12 protein-coding genes are annotated in these 15,222 nt (G+C 60.6%); 6 read left to right on the plus strand and 6 right to left on the minus strand.

Annotated features, from left to right (window positions below; all coding sequences use genetic code 11):
- Positions 1-50: 50 nt before the first annotated feature.
- Positions 51-1,244, minus strand: coding sequence for a tyrosine-type recombinase/integrase (locus CI15_RS06190; protein WP_062125291.1), 1,194 nt, complete (start codon positions 1,242-1,244; stop codon positions 51-53).
- A gap of 185 nt (positions 1,245-1,429) precedes the next feature.
- The gene (mnmE, locus tag CI15_RS06195; RefSeq protein ID WP_062125293.1) at positions 1,430-2,824 is read right to left on the minus strand and encodes a tRNA uridine-5-carboxymethylaminomethyl(34) synthesis GTPase MnmE; all 1,395 of its coding nucleotides are present in this window, start codon (positions 2,822-2,824) and stop codon (positions 1,430-1,432) included.
- 382 nt (positions 2,825-3,206) lie between these two features.
- Between mnmE and CI15_RS06200 the strand changes: the two genes are divergently transcribed.
- Positions 3,207-3,614, plus strand: coding sequence for a transcriptional regulator (locus CI15_RS06200; protein WP_062125295.1), 408 nt, complete (start codon positions 3,207-3,209; stop codon positions 3,612-3,614).
- Positions 3,615-3,753: 139 nt separating this feature from the next.
- Here the strand turns inward: CI15_RS06200 and yidC are convergent, their stop codons facing one another.
- From yidC to rpmH, 4 genes are all read right to left on the minus strand, one after another.
- Positions 3,754-5,412: a membrane protein insertase YidC gene (gene yidC, locus CI15_RS06205; protein ID WP_062125296.1), complete on the minus strand. Its 1,659-nt coding sequence runs from the start codon at positions 5,410-5,412 to the stop codon at positions 3,754-3,756.
- A gap of 30 nt (positions 5,413-5,442) precedes the next feature.
- Positions 5,443-5,673, minus strand: coding sequence for a membrane protein insertion efficiency factor YidD (yidD, locus tag CI15_RS35165; RefSeq protein ID WP_013091032.1), 231 nt, complete (start codon positions 5,671-5,673; stop codon positions 5,443-5,445).
- A 112-nt stretch (positions 5,674-5,785) separates the two neighbouring features.
- Positions 5,786-6,265 carry a ribonuclease P protein component gene (locus tag CI15_RS06210; protein ID WP_062126124.1) on the minus strand — a complete coding sequence of 160 codons (480 nt, stop codon included), beginning with the start codon at positions 6,263-6,265 and terminating at the stop codon, positions 5,786-5,788.
- Between the two features lie 19 nt (positions 6,266-6,284).
- Entirely contained in the window at positions 6,285-6,419 is a 135-nt protein-coding gene (gene rpmH / locus CI15_RS06215) for a 50S ribosomal protein L34 (protein ID WP_004198824.1), read from the minus strand.
- Between the two features lie 383 nt (positions 6,420-6,802).
- Between rpmH and dnaA the strand changes: the two genes are divergently transcribed.
- The 5 genes from dnaA (at position 6,803) to CI15_RS06240 (ending at position 14,997) form a co-directional block, all read left to right on the plus strand.
- Positions 6,803-8,395, plus strand: a complete 1,593-nt coding sequence (gene dnaA / locus CI15_RS06220) for a chromosomal replication initiator protein DnaA (protein ID WP_062125298.1) — start codon at positions 6,803-6,805, stop codon at positions 8,393-8,395.
- 411 nt (positions 8,396-8,806) lie between these two features.
- A complete protein-coding gene (gene dnaN, locus CI15_RS06225; RefSeq protein WP_062125300.1) occupies positions 8,807-9,910 on the plus strand; it encodes a DNA polymerase III subunit beta in 1,104 nt (367 codons plus the stop codon).
- Between the two features lie 114 nt (positions 9,911-10,024).
- The gene (gene gyrB / locus CI15_RS06230) at positions 10,025-12,496 is read left to right on the plus strand and encodes a DNA topoisomerase (ATP-hydrolyzing) subunit B (RefSeq protein WP_062125301.1); all 2,472 of its coding nucleotides are present in this window, start codon (positions 10,025-10,027) and stop codon (positions 12,494-12,496) included.
- Between the two features lie 1,054 nt (positions 12,497-13,550).
- Positions 13,551-14,432 carry an SMODS domain-containing nucleotidyltransferase gene (locus tag CI15_RS06235; RefSeq protein ID WP_062125303.1) on the plus strand — a complete coding sequence of 294 codons (882 nt, stop codon included), beginning with the start codon at positions 13,551-13,553 and terminating at the stop codon, positions 14,430-14,432.
- The gene (locus tag CI15_RS06240; protein ID WP_062125304.1) at positions 14,410-14,997 is read left to right on the plus strand and encodes an SLATT domain-containing protein; all 588 of its coding nucleotides are present in this window, start codon (positions 14,410-14,412) and stop codon (positions 14,995-14,997) included. Before CI15_RS06235 ends, CI15_RS06240 begins: the two co-directional genes overlap by 23 nt.
- Positions 14,998-15,222 lie beyond the last annotated feature (225 nt).

Genomic DNA, 15,222 nt, shown 5'->3' on the forward strand with positions numbered 1-15,222 from the left:
TTCGGCAGGACGGCATGCGTCACATGGCGCCAAAATCCATGACGATGCCGTCAAGCCATCCCGTTCGCGGCCTGCCGCGCGACGTCTATCTGGCTATCGACAAAATCGGCCCAACTCTGAAGCATGTGCCGCTGCGGCGTTGCATCGGCGGCTGCTTCCTGCTGTGTCGTGAGGTCGCTCCCCACGCCTGATTGCTGCTCCAGTTCGCGCAGATGCGTCGACGCGGTGCGACGAAAGTCATGCAGTACGAAATGCTCCACGTCGAGCCCCAATGCTTTGACCGCCTGGTTCAGCGTGCTTTTCGCGATCGGCCGATCGTCGCCCCTGACACTCGGGAACAGGAACCTCTCGCTGTTGCGAGCGCGCTGCAACTCGCGGAGCAGTCCAACCGCCTGACGCGGCAGACTGATGACGCGGTCCTCGCGCGCCTTCAGACGCGCGGCGGGGATCGTCCATCGCGCCTGGTCCAGATCGAACTCGGCCCATGTCGATTCGATGAGATCCGATTTGCGCGCCATCGTCAGCACGAGCAGATGCAACGCGAGCTTCAGCGGGCGACGGATATTCGAGGTGTCGATCGTGCGCAGCGTGACGCCGATCTCGGCGCCGGACAGCACGCGGGTGCGGCTGTCGAAGGTCGCGATCGAGCGCGCCGGCACGACCTCCGCGGGATTGCTGGTCGCGAGCTGACGCGCGATCAGGTACGCGTACAGGCGTTTCACGACGTTGCGCGTGTGCAGCGCCATTTTCGGCGAACCCCGGCGTTTGATGCGCTCGCAGATCGCGACGATGTCGTCGGCAGTGACCGCGCCGATCGGCTTGTTGCCGAGCGCGGGCAGCACGTCCTTGTCGAGCGCGCGCCGCGTGGTGCGGCGATACTCGTCCGACTTGCCGGCCAGCGCGCTCGCGACATATAGCTCGGCCGCTTCGCGCAGCACGTCGGCCTTGCTCTCGGCGCCGCGATCGCGCCGCGCGGTCGCCACCGGCGAGATGCCCTGTTCGACCAGTGCCGCGTACTTCTGCGCCTTCGCGCGCGCGACGCGCAGCGAAATCATCCGGAAATCGCCGATGGTCGCGAGCGGCTGACGCCTGCCGTTCAACGTGTAGCGGAAACGCCAGACCTTGGTGCCGGTCGTCATGACCTCGATCACGAGGCCGTTGCCGTCGGCGACGCAGTAGCGGGTCGCGCGCGGTTCGAGCGCGCGGATCTGGGATTCGGTGAGCGGGGTGGCGAGGCGGGGCATGCTTTGAGGGCGGCTGTGCGTGTGGGCTCGGACAGCGGGGATTTTAAACCTTTGGTTGGATTGTGTACCAAAGATTCGGGCGGTTTTTGGTCAACGGGGCGTGATTCTGGGGTGTGCTGCTCACGCGCCTATTTGGCCTGAATTGCTGGTGTGACGGCCAATACCGCTGACCGGCATGTTCCGCGTTACTTGCCGATACAGAAACGGCTGAAAATCACGCCGAGCAGATCGTCCGAGCTGAACTCACCGGTAATCGAATTCAATTGATCCTGCGCGAGCCGCAATTCCTCGGCGAACAGATCGAGCGCCTGCGAGTTCTGCTCCGCATGCGCGGCGGCGGTCGCCAGATGCTCTTCGGCCGCGCGCAACGCAATCAGATGCCGCTCGCGCGCGAGATAGACGCTTTCCGCGCCCGCCTGCCAGCCCGCGATTCGCAGCAGTTCGTCGCGCAGCAGCGCGACGCCATCCCCCTTCTTCGCCGACAGCCGCACTTCGCTGAGTTCGAGATCGGCATCGAGCGCCTGCGTCGCCGGGGCGAGCCCGGTCAGGTCGGTCTTGTTCAGCACGCGCACGACTGGTACGCCGCGCGGGAAGCGTTTGGCGATCGTTTCGTCGTCGGCCGTCATGCCGGCGCGCGCGTCGAGCAGATGCAGCACCACGTCCGCGCGCTCGATCTCACCCCAGGTGCGCTCGATACCGATCTTCTCCACCTCGTCCTCGGTTTCGCGCAGACCAGCCGTGTCGATCACGTGCAGCGGAATGCCTTCGATCTGGATGGTCTGCGCGACCTTGTCGCGCGTGGTGCCGGCGATCGGCGTGACGATCGCGAGCTCCGCGCCGGCGAGCGCGTTCAGCAGCGACGATTTGCCGACGTTCGGCTGTCCCGCCAGCACGACCGACAAACCCTCGCGCAGCAACGCCCCCTGCCGCGCCTCGCTCAGCACATGCGCAAGACGCTCGCGTATGCGCGCGAGCTTGCCGCGGGCGTCAGCGGCTTCGAGGAAGTCGATCTCCTCTTCCGGGAAATCGAGCGTCGCTTCGACCAGCATCCGCAGCGTAATGACCTCTTCGACCAGCGCGTGGATGTCGCGCGAAAACGCGCCGTCGAGCGAGCGGCCGGCCGAACGCGCGGCGGCCTCGGTACTCGCTTCGATCAGATCAGCGACGGCTTCCGCCTGCGCAAGATCGAGCTTGTCGTTCAGAAACGCGCGACGCGTGAATTCGCCCGGCTCGGCGAGGCGCAGACCGAACGCGCGGCCGGCGTCGATGCAGCGTTGCAGTACCAGCTGCAGCACGACCGGGCCGCCGTGGCCCTGCAACTCGAGCACGTGCTCGCCGGTGTACGAATGCGGCGCCGGAAAGTACAGCGCGATGCCGCGGTCGAGTGGATTGCCGCTCGCGTCGAGAAATGGCACGTAGCTCGCGTGACGCGCCGCTAGCGTTTGGCCGGTGAGGGCCTGCATCAACGGTTGGGCCGCCGCCGCGCCAGCGCGGCCGAACGAAATCCGCACGACGCCGATGCCTCCCCGGCCGGGCGCGGTGGCAATGGCAACGATGGGATCGGAGTCGGTCGTGAGCATGGGAAAGTCGGGCGAAAAACGCGAGGGGAGGGCTGGCCGCGCCGGTCGGGTCGGCGCGAGGCATTGTAACGCGGGCGCCTCGAATGGACGGGCGGGCGGCAAGGGCGCGCAGCGAATCGCGAGCTCGCCGGGTCTGTTGTCGGAGAAACTCGTATTTATCTCAAATAAGCTAGGATTCTTACTGCGCTTCTTAAGAAAAAATAAGAATGAATCGGACCTGCGACTCAGGGAAAAGCACGCCAGGCAATAAAGAGATGAAAAAATCCGATTTCTCGGAACGCGTTGTCCCGCGCACGCCACAAGCTAAAATTATCTCAAATACGATAAAACTAAGCTCGATTAGTTGTCAACTGGGCGAGTGCTGAATTGCACAATCTGGCCCATGCCTACCGACAAAGAAAAAGCCGCCTTCGCGAGAAGGCTGAAAGATCTGCTCGAGCCACTGAAAATTCGCGGCGGGACCAAACTTGCCGAGCAGTTCAATCTTCGCTATCACGGCGAGCGTCCCGTGACACCGCAAACCGCGCACAAATGGCTGACCGGTACGACGATTCCGAAGCCGGACAAGCTGCGCACGCTGGCGGAGTGGTTGAACGTCAAGGAGCACTGGCTCCACTACGGGCCACCGCCCGGTACCGGCGCCAGACCGATGGCACGTGGCGAAAAATATCCACCGACGCCTGAAACGATCGAACTCGCTTCGAAGATCGCGTCGCTGACGCCGAAGGACCGGAATCTGGTCGAGGAAATGATCGTGCGCTTCTACGGCGAGGATTCTGACGAAGAGTGAGCGATCAGGAATAGGCACGTGGCCGCGCGCCGCACTTCCCTCAACCGCACCATAAAAAAAGCCGCCCGGTTCGCACCGGGCGGCTTTTCGTTTTGAGCTTGCGTCGCGGCGGCCATACGGGCCGCCACGGGACAGAACATCAGGCCGGCTTCGCCTTCGAGCTGCCCATCATCCGCGTGATGTAGTACTGCTGCGCGATCGACAGCACGTTGTTCACGACGTAGTACAGCACGAGACCCGCGGGGAAGAAGAAGAACATCACCGAGAACGCGATCGGCATGAACATCATCATCTTTGCTTGAACCGGGTCCGGCGGCGTCGGGTTCAAGCGGGTCTGCAGGAACATCGACACGGCCATCAGGACCGGCAGGATGAAGTACGGGTCCTGCTGCGACAGATCCTGAATCCACAGAATCCACGGCGCGCCACGCATTTCCACCGACGAGAGCAGCACCCAGTACAGCGAGATGAACACCGGAATCTGGATCACGACCGGCAGACAGCCGCCGAACGGATTGACCTTCTCGGTTTTGTACAGCTCCATCAGCGCCGCGTTCATCTTCTGCGGATCGCCCTTGAAGCGCTCGCGCAGCGCCTGCATGCGCGGCGTGATCGCCTTCATGCGTGCCATCGACTTGTAGCTGGCGGCCGACAGCGGGAAGAACACCGCCTTGATCAGCACCGTCAGCAGCACGATCGACCAGCCCCAGTTGCCGACATAGCTGTGAATCTTCGACAGCAGCCAGAACAGCGGCTTCGCGATGATCGTGACCCAGCCGTAGTCCTTCACCAGATCGAGGCCCGGTGCGATGCCCGCGAGCATCTTCTCTTCCTCCGGACCGGCGAACAGACGTGCGTTCACGCTGACGGTCTGGCCCGGCTGGATGGTCGGCATCGTCTGCTTCATGCCGACGCGATACAGCGACGGATCGATCTTCTCGGCGTAGAAATCACGCTTCGTGCCCTGCTGCGGAATCCAGGCCGACGCGAAGTAATGCTGAACCATCGCGACCCAGCCGTTGTTCGCCGACGTCGCGAAGTCCTGCTTGTTCTTGTCCAGATCGCTGAACGTCATCTTCTGGAAGTGATGCTCGTCCGTGTAGACAGCCGGTCCGATGAACGTGTGCGAGAAGCGCGGCGTTTCGACCGGCTGGTCGTCGCGCACGAGCTCCATATAGACCTGCGGCGTCACCGGCGTGGTGCCGACGTTCTGGACCTTCGTCTCGACGCCGATCACGTAGCTGCCGCGCGTGAACGTGTAGGTCTTGATGACCTTGAGGCCACCCTTTTCGGGCGACGCAAAGCTCATCTGGAACGAGTTCTGACCATCAGCCAACTGGGTCGGCTGATTCGGCATCAGCGTGAAGACGTCGTTGTGATTCGGGAAGTCACCGCCGAGCAGGCCGGTGCGCGCCAGATACGTGTGGTTGTTCGTCTTGTCGAACAGCGTGATCACGAGATCCGGCGTCTTGCCGTCGCCCTGCTTGACGAGCGACAGGCGCGACAAGGTGCCGCCGCGGGTGTCGATTTCGCCGCTATAGACGTCGGTGGCGAACTTCACGAGCTGCGATTGCTCGGCTGCCGGCGCATTGCCGGGCGCGGCCGCGTTGGTGGCGGGCAGATCGGCCGGCTGGGTGCCCGGCGTCGTGGTGCCCGGCGCGGCGCTGCCTACGGTCTGGGTCGGCGTCGTGCTCGGGAAGAACATCGACGGGCGTCCGTGGTCGCGTTGCCAGTTGTCGAACAGCATGACAGCTGACATGAAAAAGATGACCCATAGGACGGTGCGTTTGATATCCATGCGTTGTCTCAGTGTCGATGGAACGGCGCGTCAGCGCTTTTCAGAAGTGGGTGGCGGGACGAGATCGATGCCGCCCGCGGAAAACGGGTGACAGCGGCAAACACGCCTCACGGCGAGATAAGTCCCGCGCGCGGCGCCATGATACTGGATTGCCTCGCGCGCGTAATCAGAGCAGGAAGGGTAAAAACGGCACCGGTTGCCGAGCATGGGGCTCACGGCAAGCTTGTAAAAACGCAATAAAGCGAGGAGTACCGTTTGCATGGCAGGTGCGGCCGGACGGCGCCGCGCAACGTGGAGTACCAGGCGACGCCCGCGCCCTGAAGCTGCCGGCGCCACTCTGGTGGCGGCGACCGTGGTGCGGGCGGTCACTGCGTCATTCCGTCCTGGGCGCCTCCGCGGGCGGCGCCTGGCGACGGGTAATTTCGCGCGCTGCCTTGTCGAGCAACGCCTCGATTTCGCTGCGGCAGAGCGCCTTTAACGGCGGCGAGGACGCGCTCGGCAAAGCTTTTTTGTCGAACCGCGTATGTAGACGCAGCAGCACATCCCAACCGCCGAATTCCGCGCGACGCAACCGGAAGGCTTCACGCGCGATCCGGCGCACCAGATTACGCGTGGCCGCGCGCGGCGCATACTTCTTGCCGATCACGAGGCCAAGACGAGCCTCGTTGCCGGTGGGCCGGCCGTACACGACAAAGTGCGCGGTACGGCGCCACGGCCGCAAACGAAAAACGGATGAAAATTCATCCGTTTTTAGCAGCCTTGCGGCTTTGGGGAAGGCGGCTTGCGCTCGCAACGGAACCGAGCCCGGTTGCTGCGCCCCGGCCGCTCCCGCTTCGTCGCGGGCTTCGGTCACAGCGCGCAATCCGCTTGCCTTAGATCGCGAGGCGCTTGCGGCCCTTCGCGCGACGTGCGTTGATGACCTTGCGGCCGCCAGCGGTCTTCATGCGAACGCGAAAGCCGTGGGTGCGCTTGCGACGGGTAACGGAAGGTTGGTAAGTACGTTTCATGTTGCTCTCACTTGATCGAAAAAAACCGCGCGATCATCGCTGAAAGCGCAATGGCCGGTGGTTTGCTGAAATTGGTTTTCGCGGAACCCGCTATTTAAACTGGTTTTCCGTTGGCCGTCAATAGTTTAGCCGTCTTCGAGCACGACCGGTGCTGGCCGGGCCTGCTGATCAGTCCCTGTGGATAACTCACTTTTGGCTCCGTTTTGGCGTTAGAATCTCGCCTTACTTCCCAAAAATGTTGCACGTCGCTCCGGCACGTTTGTCCCGCAAACCCTTGTGGTACAAGCGCCTGGGGCCGTTACGCCTGGCTGCTCAGGGCCTTGTTGCGCGCACGCGACAGGGGCAGCGGCGACCGCCGTGCACACCATAACGATAGCAATTTGATGAACGAATTCTGGCAACACTGTTCCGCATTGCTGGAGCGTGAGCTCACGCCTCAGCAGTACGTGACGTGGATCAAACCCTTGGCCCCGGTCGCCTTCGACGCCGATGCGAACACGTTGAGCATTGCCGCGCCGAACCGCTTCAAGCTCGACTGGGTCAAGAGCCAGTTCTCCGGCCGCATCGCGGATATGGCCCGCGATTTTTGGCACGCGCCGGTGGACGTGCAATTCGTACTGGATCCGAAGGCAGGCATGCGCGCCCCCGCGGCGGCTGCGCCGGCTCCGTCATCCGCACGTCCAGCTTCGAGCGCGCCGCACGGCGGGATGGCCGCCGTGGATGCGGCCGTCAGCGCCGTACAGTCCGCTCACATGGCTCGCGCCAATCCTGGCGTGCCCGCGGTAGCTGCCGCGGCACATGCGCAAAACTCGAATTCGCGCAGCATCGCCGAAGACGCCGCCGACCTCGATCTGCCAAGCCTCGACGCGAACGAAGCCGCCGCAGGGCGCCGCACGTGGCGTCCGGGCCAGGGCGCGGGCGCGGCGGGCAGCAACGAGAACGACTCGATGTACGAGCGCTCGAAGCTGAACCCGGTGCTGACCTTCGACAACTTCGTGACCGGTAAGGCGAACCAGCTCGCACGCGCGGCCGCGATCCAGGTTGCGGACAATCCCGGCATCTCATACAACCCGCTGTTCCTGTACGGCGGCGTGGGTCTCGGCAAGACCCACCTGATCCACGCGATCGGCAACCAGTTGCTGATGGACAAGCCCGGCGCACGGATCCGCTACATCCACGCGGAACAGTACGTGTCGGACGTCGTGAAGGCATACCAACGCAAGGCGTTCGACGACTTCAAGCGCTACTACCACTCGCTCGACCTGCTGCTGATCGACGATATTCAGTTCTTTTCGGGCAAGTCACGCACACAAGAGGAATTCTTCTACGCGTTCGAGGCGCTAGTCGCGAACAAGGCGCAGGTGATCATCACGAGCGACACGTATCCGAAGGAGATTTCGGGCATCGACGATCGCCTGATCTCGCGTTTCGATTCCGGTCTGACGGTAGCGATCGAGCCGCCCGAACTCGAAATGCGCGTCGCGATTCTGATGCGCAAGGCGCAATCGGAATTCGTGAGCCTGAACGAGGACGTCGCGTTCTTCGTCGCGAAGCATCTGCGCTCGAACGTGCGTGAGCTCGAAGGCGCGCTGCGCAAGATCCTCGCGTATTCGAAGTTCCATGGCCGCGAAATCACGATCGAGTTGACCAAGGAAGCGCTGAAAGACCTGCTGACGGTGCAGAATCGGCAGATTTCGGTGGAAAACATCCAGAAAACGGTCGCGGACTTCTACAGCATCAAGGTCGCGGATATGTATTCGAAGAAGCGTCCGGCGAATATCGCGCGGCCGCGGCAGATCGCGATGTATCTGGCCAAGGAATTGACGCAGAAGAGCCTGCCGGAAATCGGCGAGCTGTTCGGCGGCCGCGACCACACGACCGTGCTGCACGCGGTGCGCAAGATCGCCGACGAGCGCAGCAAGGACGCGCAGTTGAACCACGAGTTGCACGTTCTGGAACAGACCCTGAAGGGCTAGCCGCACCAGGAAGCAGGAAAAAGCAGGAAAAATCAGGAAAACGGATAGGGGAGGAGCGACCCGGCTGCGGCCGCCGGGTCGGAACGGGGAACAATCAGGAATGGGGCGATAAGCGGACGGGAAGGAGCACAAAAACGCGGCCGCGAACCCACCGCCCAACGCAGCGGTGCAACAAGCCACCAGCAACCCGGATACCGCTCCGCAAAATCGACCTGTTTATTCCCAAACTCGCCCCCAATTTAGTGAGGCGGTCCCGTTTTCAGGCACAATACAGGTTTAACCGCCCGGCGGCCGCGGGCGGATTTAACGCCGTGACGGGCGCTTTTCATGGCGCCGGCGGGGAGCCGCGGCTGCACGGTGAAAAGCTTGTCCCGTAAGGCGTGCAGGCCGTTATATCAACGAAGGAACCCTATGCAACTGGTCAAGACCGAACGCGATAACCTCCTCAGGCCGCTGCAAACCGTGAGCGGCATCGTCGAACGCCGCCATACGTTGCCGATCCTCGCCAATTTGCTGATCACCAAGAACGGTCCGGACGTATCGTTCCTGTCCACCGACCTCGAGTTGCAAATCACCACGCGCGCCGATTTCGGCGTGGGCGGCGATTCGGTCGCGACCACGGTGGCAGCGCGCAAGCTCCTCGACATTCTGCGCGCCATGCCCGACGGCCAGGTCACGCTGACGCTGAACGACAAGCGCCTGACCGTGCAATCCGGCAAGAGCCGCTTTGCGCTGCAAACGCTTGCCGCGGACGAATTCCCGACCGTTGCTCAGGCTAAAGACTACGGCGCGAACCTGGTGGTTCCGCAAAAGACGTTCCGCCAGTTGCTCGGCATGGTCCATTTCTCGATGGCCCAGCAGGACATCCGCTACTACCTGAACGGCATGCTGCTGGTGGTGGATGGCGACCAGTTGATGGCCGTCGCGACGGACGGCCACCGTCTCGCGTTTTCGTCGATGAAGATCGAGGGCTCGTTCGCGCGCCAGGAAGTGATCATCCCGCGCAAGACGATTCTCGAACTGCAGCGTCTGCTCGAAGACATCGACGACACGCTGAAGATCGACATCGCGCAGACCCAGGTCAAGTTCACGTTCGGCCAGGTCGAACTCGTGTCGAAGCTCGTGGAAGGCAAGTTCCCCGACTTCCAGCGCGTGATTCCGAAGTCGCACAAGAACAAATTCCAGATTGGCCGTGAAGAACTGCAGCGCTCGCTGCAACGCGCGGCGATTCTGACGTCGGACAAATTCAAGGGCGTGCGCTGCATCGTCGAGCCGGGCCAGTTGAAGATCATGTCGACCAACGCCGATCAGGAAGAGGCGCAGGAAGAACTGGAAATCGCATACGACGGCGACAGCGTCGATATCGGGTTCAACGTCACGTACCTGCTCGACGTGCTTGCGAACCTGAAGGTCGACATGCTGCAAGTGAGCCTGGGTGACGCCAGCTCCAGCGCGTTGATCACGATTCCCGAAAACGAGGAATTCAAATACGTGGTGATGCCGATGCGCATCTGACACGGCCAACATCAAGAAAAACACCAAGGGGCGCAGCGCCCCTTTGGCGTTTTTATGGCGTTTTGAAAAGTCCAGAGCAGCAACCTTGCAGTAACGCAGAACCGGAAAAAATCCATGACTGAAACGAACAATACGCAGCCCGATAACAGCTACGGCGCCTCGTCCATCCAGATCCTCGAAGGTCTGGAAGCCGTGCGCAAGCGGCCTGGGATGTACATCGGGGATACATCGGATGGCACCGGTTTGCACCACCTCGTGTTCGAAGTGCTCGACAACTCGATCGACGAAGCGCTCGCTGGGCATTGCAACGACATCCAGGTGATCATCCACGCGGATAACTCGATCTCGATCACCGACAACGGCCGCGGCGTGCCCACCGGCCTGAAGATGGACGACAAGCACGATCCGAAGCGCAGCGCCGCCGAAATCGTCATGACCGAGCTGCACGCCGGCGGCAAGTTCGACCAGAACAGCTACAAGGTGTCGGGCGGCCTGCACGGCGTGGGCGTGTCGTGCGTGAACGCGCTGTCTGCCTGGCTGCGTCTCACCGTGCGCCGCGACGGCAAGAAGCACTTCATGGAATTCCACCGTGGCGTGCCGCAGAACCGCGTGCTGGAAGTGATCGACGGCGTGACCACGTCGCCGATGCTGGTGGTCGGCGACACCGAAAACCGTGGCACCGAAGTGCATTTCATGGCCGATGAGACGATTTTCGGCAACGTCGAATATCACTACGACATCCTCGCGAAGCGGATTCGTGAACTGTCGTTCCTCAATAACGGCGTGCGCATTCGTTTGCTGGACCAGCGCTCGGGCAAGGAAGAGGATTTTGCGTTCGTCGGCGGCGTGAAGGGATTTGTCGAGTACATCAACAAGAACAAGTCGGTGCTGCACTCGAACATCTTCCACATCATGGGCGAGAAGGAAGGTGTGGGCGTCGAAGTGGCGATGCAGTGGAACGACAGCTACAACGAAAACGTGCTGTGCTTCACGAACAACATTCCGCAGCGCGATGGCGGCACGCACCTTACGGGTCTGCGTGCGGCGATGACGCGCGTGCTGAACAAGTACATTGCCGATCACGAAGTCGCGAAGAAGGCGAAGGTCGAGACGTCGGGCGACGACATGCGTGAGGGGCTGTCCTGCGTGCTGTCGGTGAAGGTGCCCGAGCCGAAGTTCAGCTCGCAGACGAAGGACAAGCTGGTGTCGTCGGAAGTGCGCGCGCCGGTGGAAGAAGTGGTCGCGAAGGCGCTCGAGGAATTCCTGCTCGAAACGCCGGCCGACGCGAAGATCATCTGCGGCAAGATCGTCGATGCGGCGCGTGCGCGCGACGCGGCGCGCAAGGCGCGCGAGATGACGCGGCGCAAGGGCGTGCTCGATGGCGTCGGCTTGCCGGGCAAGCTCGCGGATTGTCAGGAGAAGGACCCGGCGAAATCGGAGATCTATATCGTCGAGGGTGACTCGGCGGGTGGGTCGGCGAAGCAGGGGCGTGATCGGAAGTTTCAGGCTATTTTGCCGCTGCGCGGCAAGGTGCTGAACGTCGAGAAGGCACGCTACGACAAGCTCCTTTCGTCCGAGCAGATCGTTACGCTGATTACCGCGCTTGGCTGCGGGATCGGCAAGGAAGACTACAACCTCGATAAGCTGCGCTATCACCGCATCATCATCATGACCGATGCTGACGTCGACGGCGCGCACATCCGGACACTGTTGTTGACGTTCTTCTATCGGCAGATGCCGGAGATGATCGAGCGCGGGTATATCTATATCGCGCAGCCGCCGCTTTACAAGATCAAGGCGGGGAAGGACGAGCGGTATCTGAAGGATGAGTCGGAAGTGAACGCTCATATTCTTCGGCTCGCGTTGCAGGGGTCGGAGTTGGTGGCCTCTGAAGGTGCGACTCCGATCACTGGCGATGCGTTGGGTGAATTGGCGCGTGCTTATCTGTTGGCGCAGGCGGTGGTTGATCGTTTGAGCCGGCTGTATGACGCGGGTGCGCTCGAGGCGGTGATGGATGGTGTCGTTATCGATCTCTCCAGCGAGCAGGCGGCCGAGGCCTCGGCTCGCGCGCTCGAAGCGAAGCTGCGCGACGATGCTCTGAAGCCTGAAGTGCGCGTGACTACGATGTATGACCCGGTGCGGGAACTGCGCTCGCTGCGCGTCGCGCGGACGCATCATGGGAATCAGAAGATCTCTGTTATCGACGAAGAGTTTCAGTTGACTGCGGATTATCAGCAGCTCGTGAATACTGCTAATACGTTCAAGGGGTTGATTGGCTCCGGCGCTGTGATTAAGCGTGGCGAGCGGAGTATGGCGGTGACTGACTTCAAGAGTGCGATGAAGTGGTTGCTGGCGGATGCCGAACGCAATGTTTCCAAGCAGCGCTATAAAGGCCTCGGCGAGATGAATCCTGAGCAGCTTTGGGAGACGACTATGGATCCTGCAGTGCGGCGTCTTCTGCGGGTGCAGATTGAGGATGCTATTGCTGCCGATGGCATTTTCACTACGCTCATGGGCGATGATGTCGAGCCGCGGAGAGCCTTCATTGAGTCCAATGCGTTGAGGGCGGGGAATATTGATGTTTGAGGGTGTTGTAGCAGGAGCCATAACCTGAGATTTTGGGATGCATCCAGTGAGATTTTATCGAATGATGCGTCCCGATAGCTCAAGCTGATGACGCCTTGTCACGCGCTATTCCGAAAGGAACAACGGCCACCTTTATGAGGTGGCCGTTGTTTTTTTGGGGAAAACTCCCAGACTGCGCTTAGCTAGGTCGTCGGCAATCTTGCTGATGCCTTGCAATCTGATGTGGACAAAGCGTGGAATCTGGCGAAGTCGGGGACGGTGGAGTGAGGCGACGAGGGCGCTGCTTGTGTTTGTGTTCGCACCAAATGAAAGTGTTCCGCGACCTCTCGTAGAAGCCTTCCGCGGATGGAGTCAGCATCCCCTCAAAGCCTTTCTGGCCGGGGCGCGGAACGCTTTCACTGTGGCACTCAGATTCAGCAAAAAAAACCAAACGTCGCGACCCCTAGTGTAGACAGCAATCGCAGGGGCGAGTCGGCGCGGAACGCTTCTTCCCTTCTGGTATTGGCGCGCCACGGCTCATGCCGCGGATTCTCCAAAAGAAAGCGCTCGGGGCTTTCATTTCCAGTCGGAATGTTCCGTCTTTTCGTGAATCCGACGCCGTCGGGTTGCGGGCCGGCCATCAGCCGGTGGAGTTAAGCAACCCATGTCGCTTGTTACCAGCAATCACTGTTGCGTCAAGACTCGCCGGACATTTTCGATTACGGTCGCGAACGCCGACCAGCGACTCGTGTCGCGATAATCAGTGCATACAGAAATAGCCGATAATCAGGCCCTTATTTTCGTTTTTTCCGACCACGCCACCATCAATTTCTCGTCGCCACACTGCCACCGTATTACTTTTGTCGACGAAGGCGTTCCTTGGTTGATTTCCAGGCCCTGCTCCGACAATTCGGCCCGCGACATGCAAACTTGTTGATACCATTCCTTTTCAGCGAAATATTCACCCGCGGCCTTTGAAGCGCGTAACGGGCATGTCGACTGACGGGCGGAGCTTCCCTTGAGAGATGGAATGCTTCAAAAAGCCGTACAAAACTACAAGCAGAGGCAATAGGGCATGGGTGTCGGGGAATGGTTTTCGGTGTTTTGTGGCTCGCTTCGAATCAATGGCGAGAAACGCACGTCACTCGCGAATCGGACCGCCCGCATCGTAGGTCGGCTCAATTCCGACCTACGCTGCCTGAATTCGGATACCTCGTACCGCTTCTACGTCGGGTCGTACGGTCGAAGCACGGCCATCCCCAGCGTGAGTGACGTTGACCTGTTGTATGAGCTGCCTTACGCGCTCTATGCACGGTTTCACGGGCATGCCGGGAACGGGCAGTCTGCGTTGCTCGGGCTCATCAAGGATTCACTCCGCAGGACATACAACGTCTCGGACATGGCTGGCGACGGGCAGGTGGTGGTAATCAATTTCACCGACGGCGTGCGGTTTGAAGTCTTACCAGCCTTTGTCAACACCGACGGCAGTTATACGTTCGCTGATTCCAACAATGGCGGGGCTTGGCGTATATGCAAGCCTAAGCACGAAATGGAGGCTTTCTCGGCGAGGAATGTGGCGTGCAACTACAACCTTGTCGAACTGAGCCGTATGGTTCGAGCTTGGCGTGACACGAACAACGTCTCGATGAGCGGCATGTTGATTGACACGCTCGCCTATCAGTTCTTGGGCACGTGGACGTACCGAGACAAGTCATACGTGTACTACGACTGGATGACGCGCGACTTCTTCAACTATCTTGCGAATCTTGACAAGCAACAGACCTACTGGCTCGCCCCGGGTAGCGGCTCATATGTCTACCGCAGCGACGTATTCCAGTACAAGGCCCGCTCTGCTGAACTGAGGGCACTCGAGGCACTTGAATACCAGCAAAGCAACCATGACTGGTCGGCAAGGCAAAAGTATCGGGAAATCTATGGAACAGCATTCCCCGCCTGACGGCATGCGGGTTGAGCCAGCAGCGACGCTCGAAAGCCAACTGCGGGAGATGTACGCGCGCGCCGCTTACACGCATAAGACCCACGAGAAGATGGCAGACCGGTACATCACCCGATACAAGCGCATCAAGACAGCCGAGATTGTCCTGTCGGCCGTGACAACGAGCAGCTTGCTGCTGGCCGTCCTCGGAGACTCTCACACCGGGACAATTGTTGGCGCGGCACTTTCGACGGTATTGCTCGGATTCGCTCTTTATTTCAAAGAGGCGAGTCTCGGGGAGCAAGCTCAGAAACACACCGTTGTTGCGTCGAAGCTATGGGGAATACGTGAGGCGCTACTGTCACTTTTGGTAGATATGCGAGACGGACGCGCGGTCGATGAAATACGCCTTATACGGGACCGCTTGAACGAATCAATGGAAGAGATATACAAGGCTGCGCCACGCACAGACGGAAAGGCATATGGTGATGCGCAAAAGGCATTGAAACAATCTGAGGAGCTGTTCTTCACCGATGATGAACTTGACCGCATGCTGCCCAAGCAGTTGCGGACAAAGCGCTCTTGAATCACGCTCGTCATTTTGCGAATGTCACGAGACTCACTGCCTTGACCAAACTAATGGGCCTTTGCCCTGACAGACTCATTGAAGGCCCGCTGAGATTTCTGGAGCTGGTGCAGCAGCTCTAACGGAATTTTAGCCCCAACTCGGTAATGGTTAAGGCAATCCAGAGCTGATACATAGACATCACTGGCTTCGGACGCGGCACATCGGGAATTAGAAAGCAGGACA

Source organism: Paraburkholderia monticola, from assembly GCF_001580545.1.
Lineage (GTDB): Bacteria > Pseudomonadota > Gammaproteobacteria > Burkholderiales > Burkholderiaceae > Paraburkholderia > Paraburkholderia monticola.

Coding starts and splice junctions, on each gene's coding strand:
- CI15_RS06190 (WP_062125291.1), bottom strand. CDS start 1,244: ATGCCCCGCCTCGCCACCCCGCTCACCGAATCCCAGATCCGCGCGCTC.
- mnmE (WP_062125293.1), bottom strand. CDS start 2,824: ATGCTCACGACCGACTCCGATCCCATCGTTGCCATTGCCACCGCGCCC.
- CI15_RS06200 (WP_062125295.1), top strand. CDS start 3,207: ATGCCTACCGACAAAGAAAAAGCCGCCTTCGCGAGAAGGCTGAAAGAT.
- yidC (WP_062125296.1), bottom strand. CDS start 5,412: ATGGATATCAAACGCACCGTCCTATGGGTCATCTTTTTCATGTCAGCT.
- yidD (WP_013091032.1), bottom strand. CDS start 5,673: ATGCAAACGGTACTCCTCGCTTTATTGCGTTTTTACAAGCTTGCCGTG.
- rpmH (WP_004198824.1), bottom strand. CDS start 6,419: ATGAAACGTACTTACCAACCTTCCGTTACCCGTCGCAAGCGCACCCAC.
- dnaA (WP_062125298.1), top strand. CDS start 6,803: ATGAACGAATTCTGGCAACACTGTTCCGCATTGCTGGAGCGTGAGCTC.
- dnaN (WP_062125300.1), top strand. CDS start 8,807: ATGCAACTGGTCAAGACCGAACGCGATAACCTCCTCAGGCCGCTGCAA.
- gyrB (WP_062125301.1), top strand. CDS start 10,025: ATGACTGAAACGAACAATACGCAGCCCGATAACAGCTACGGCGCCTCG.
- CI15_RS06235 (WP_062125303.1), top strand. CDS start 13,551: ATGGGTGTCGGGGAATGGTTTTCGGTGTTTTGTGGCTCGCTTCGAATC.
- CI15_RS06240 (WP_062125304.1), top strand. CDS start 14,410: ATGGAACAGCATTCCCCGCCTGACGGCATGCGGGTTGAGCCAGCAGCG.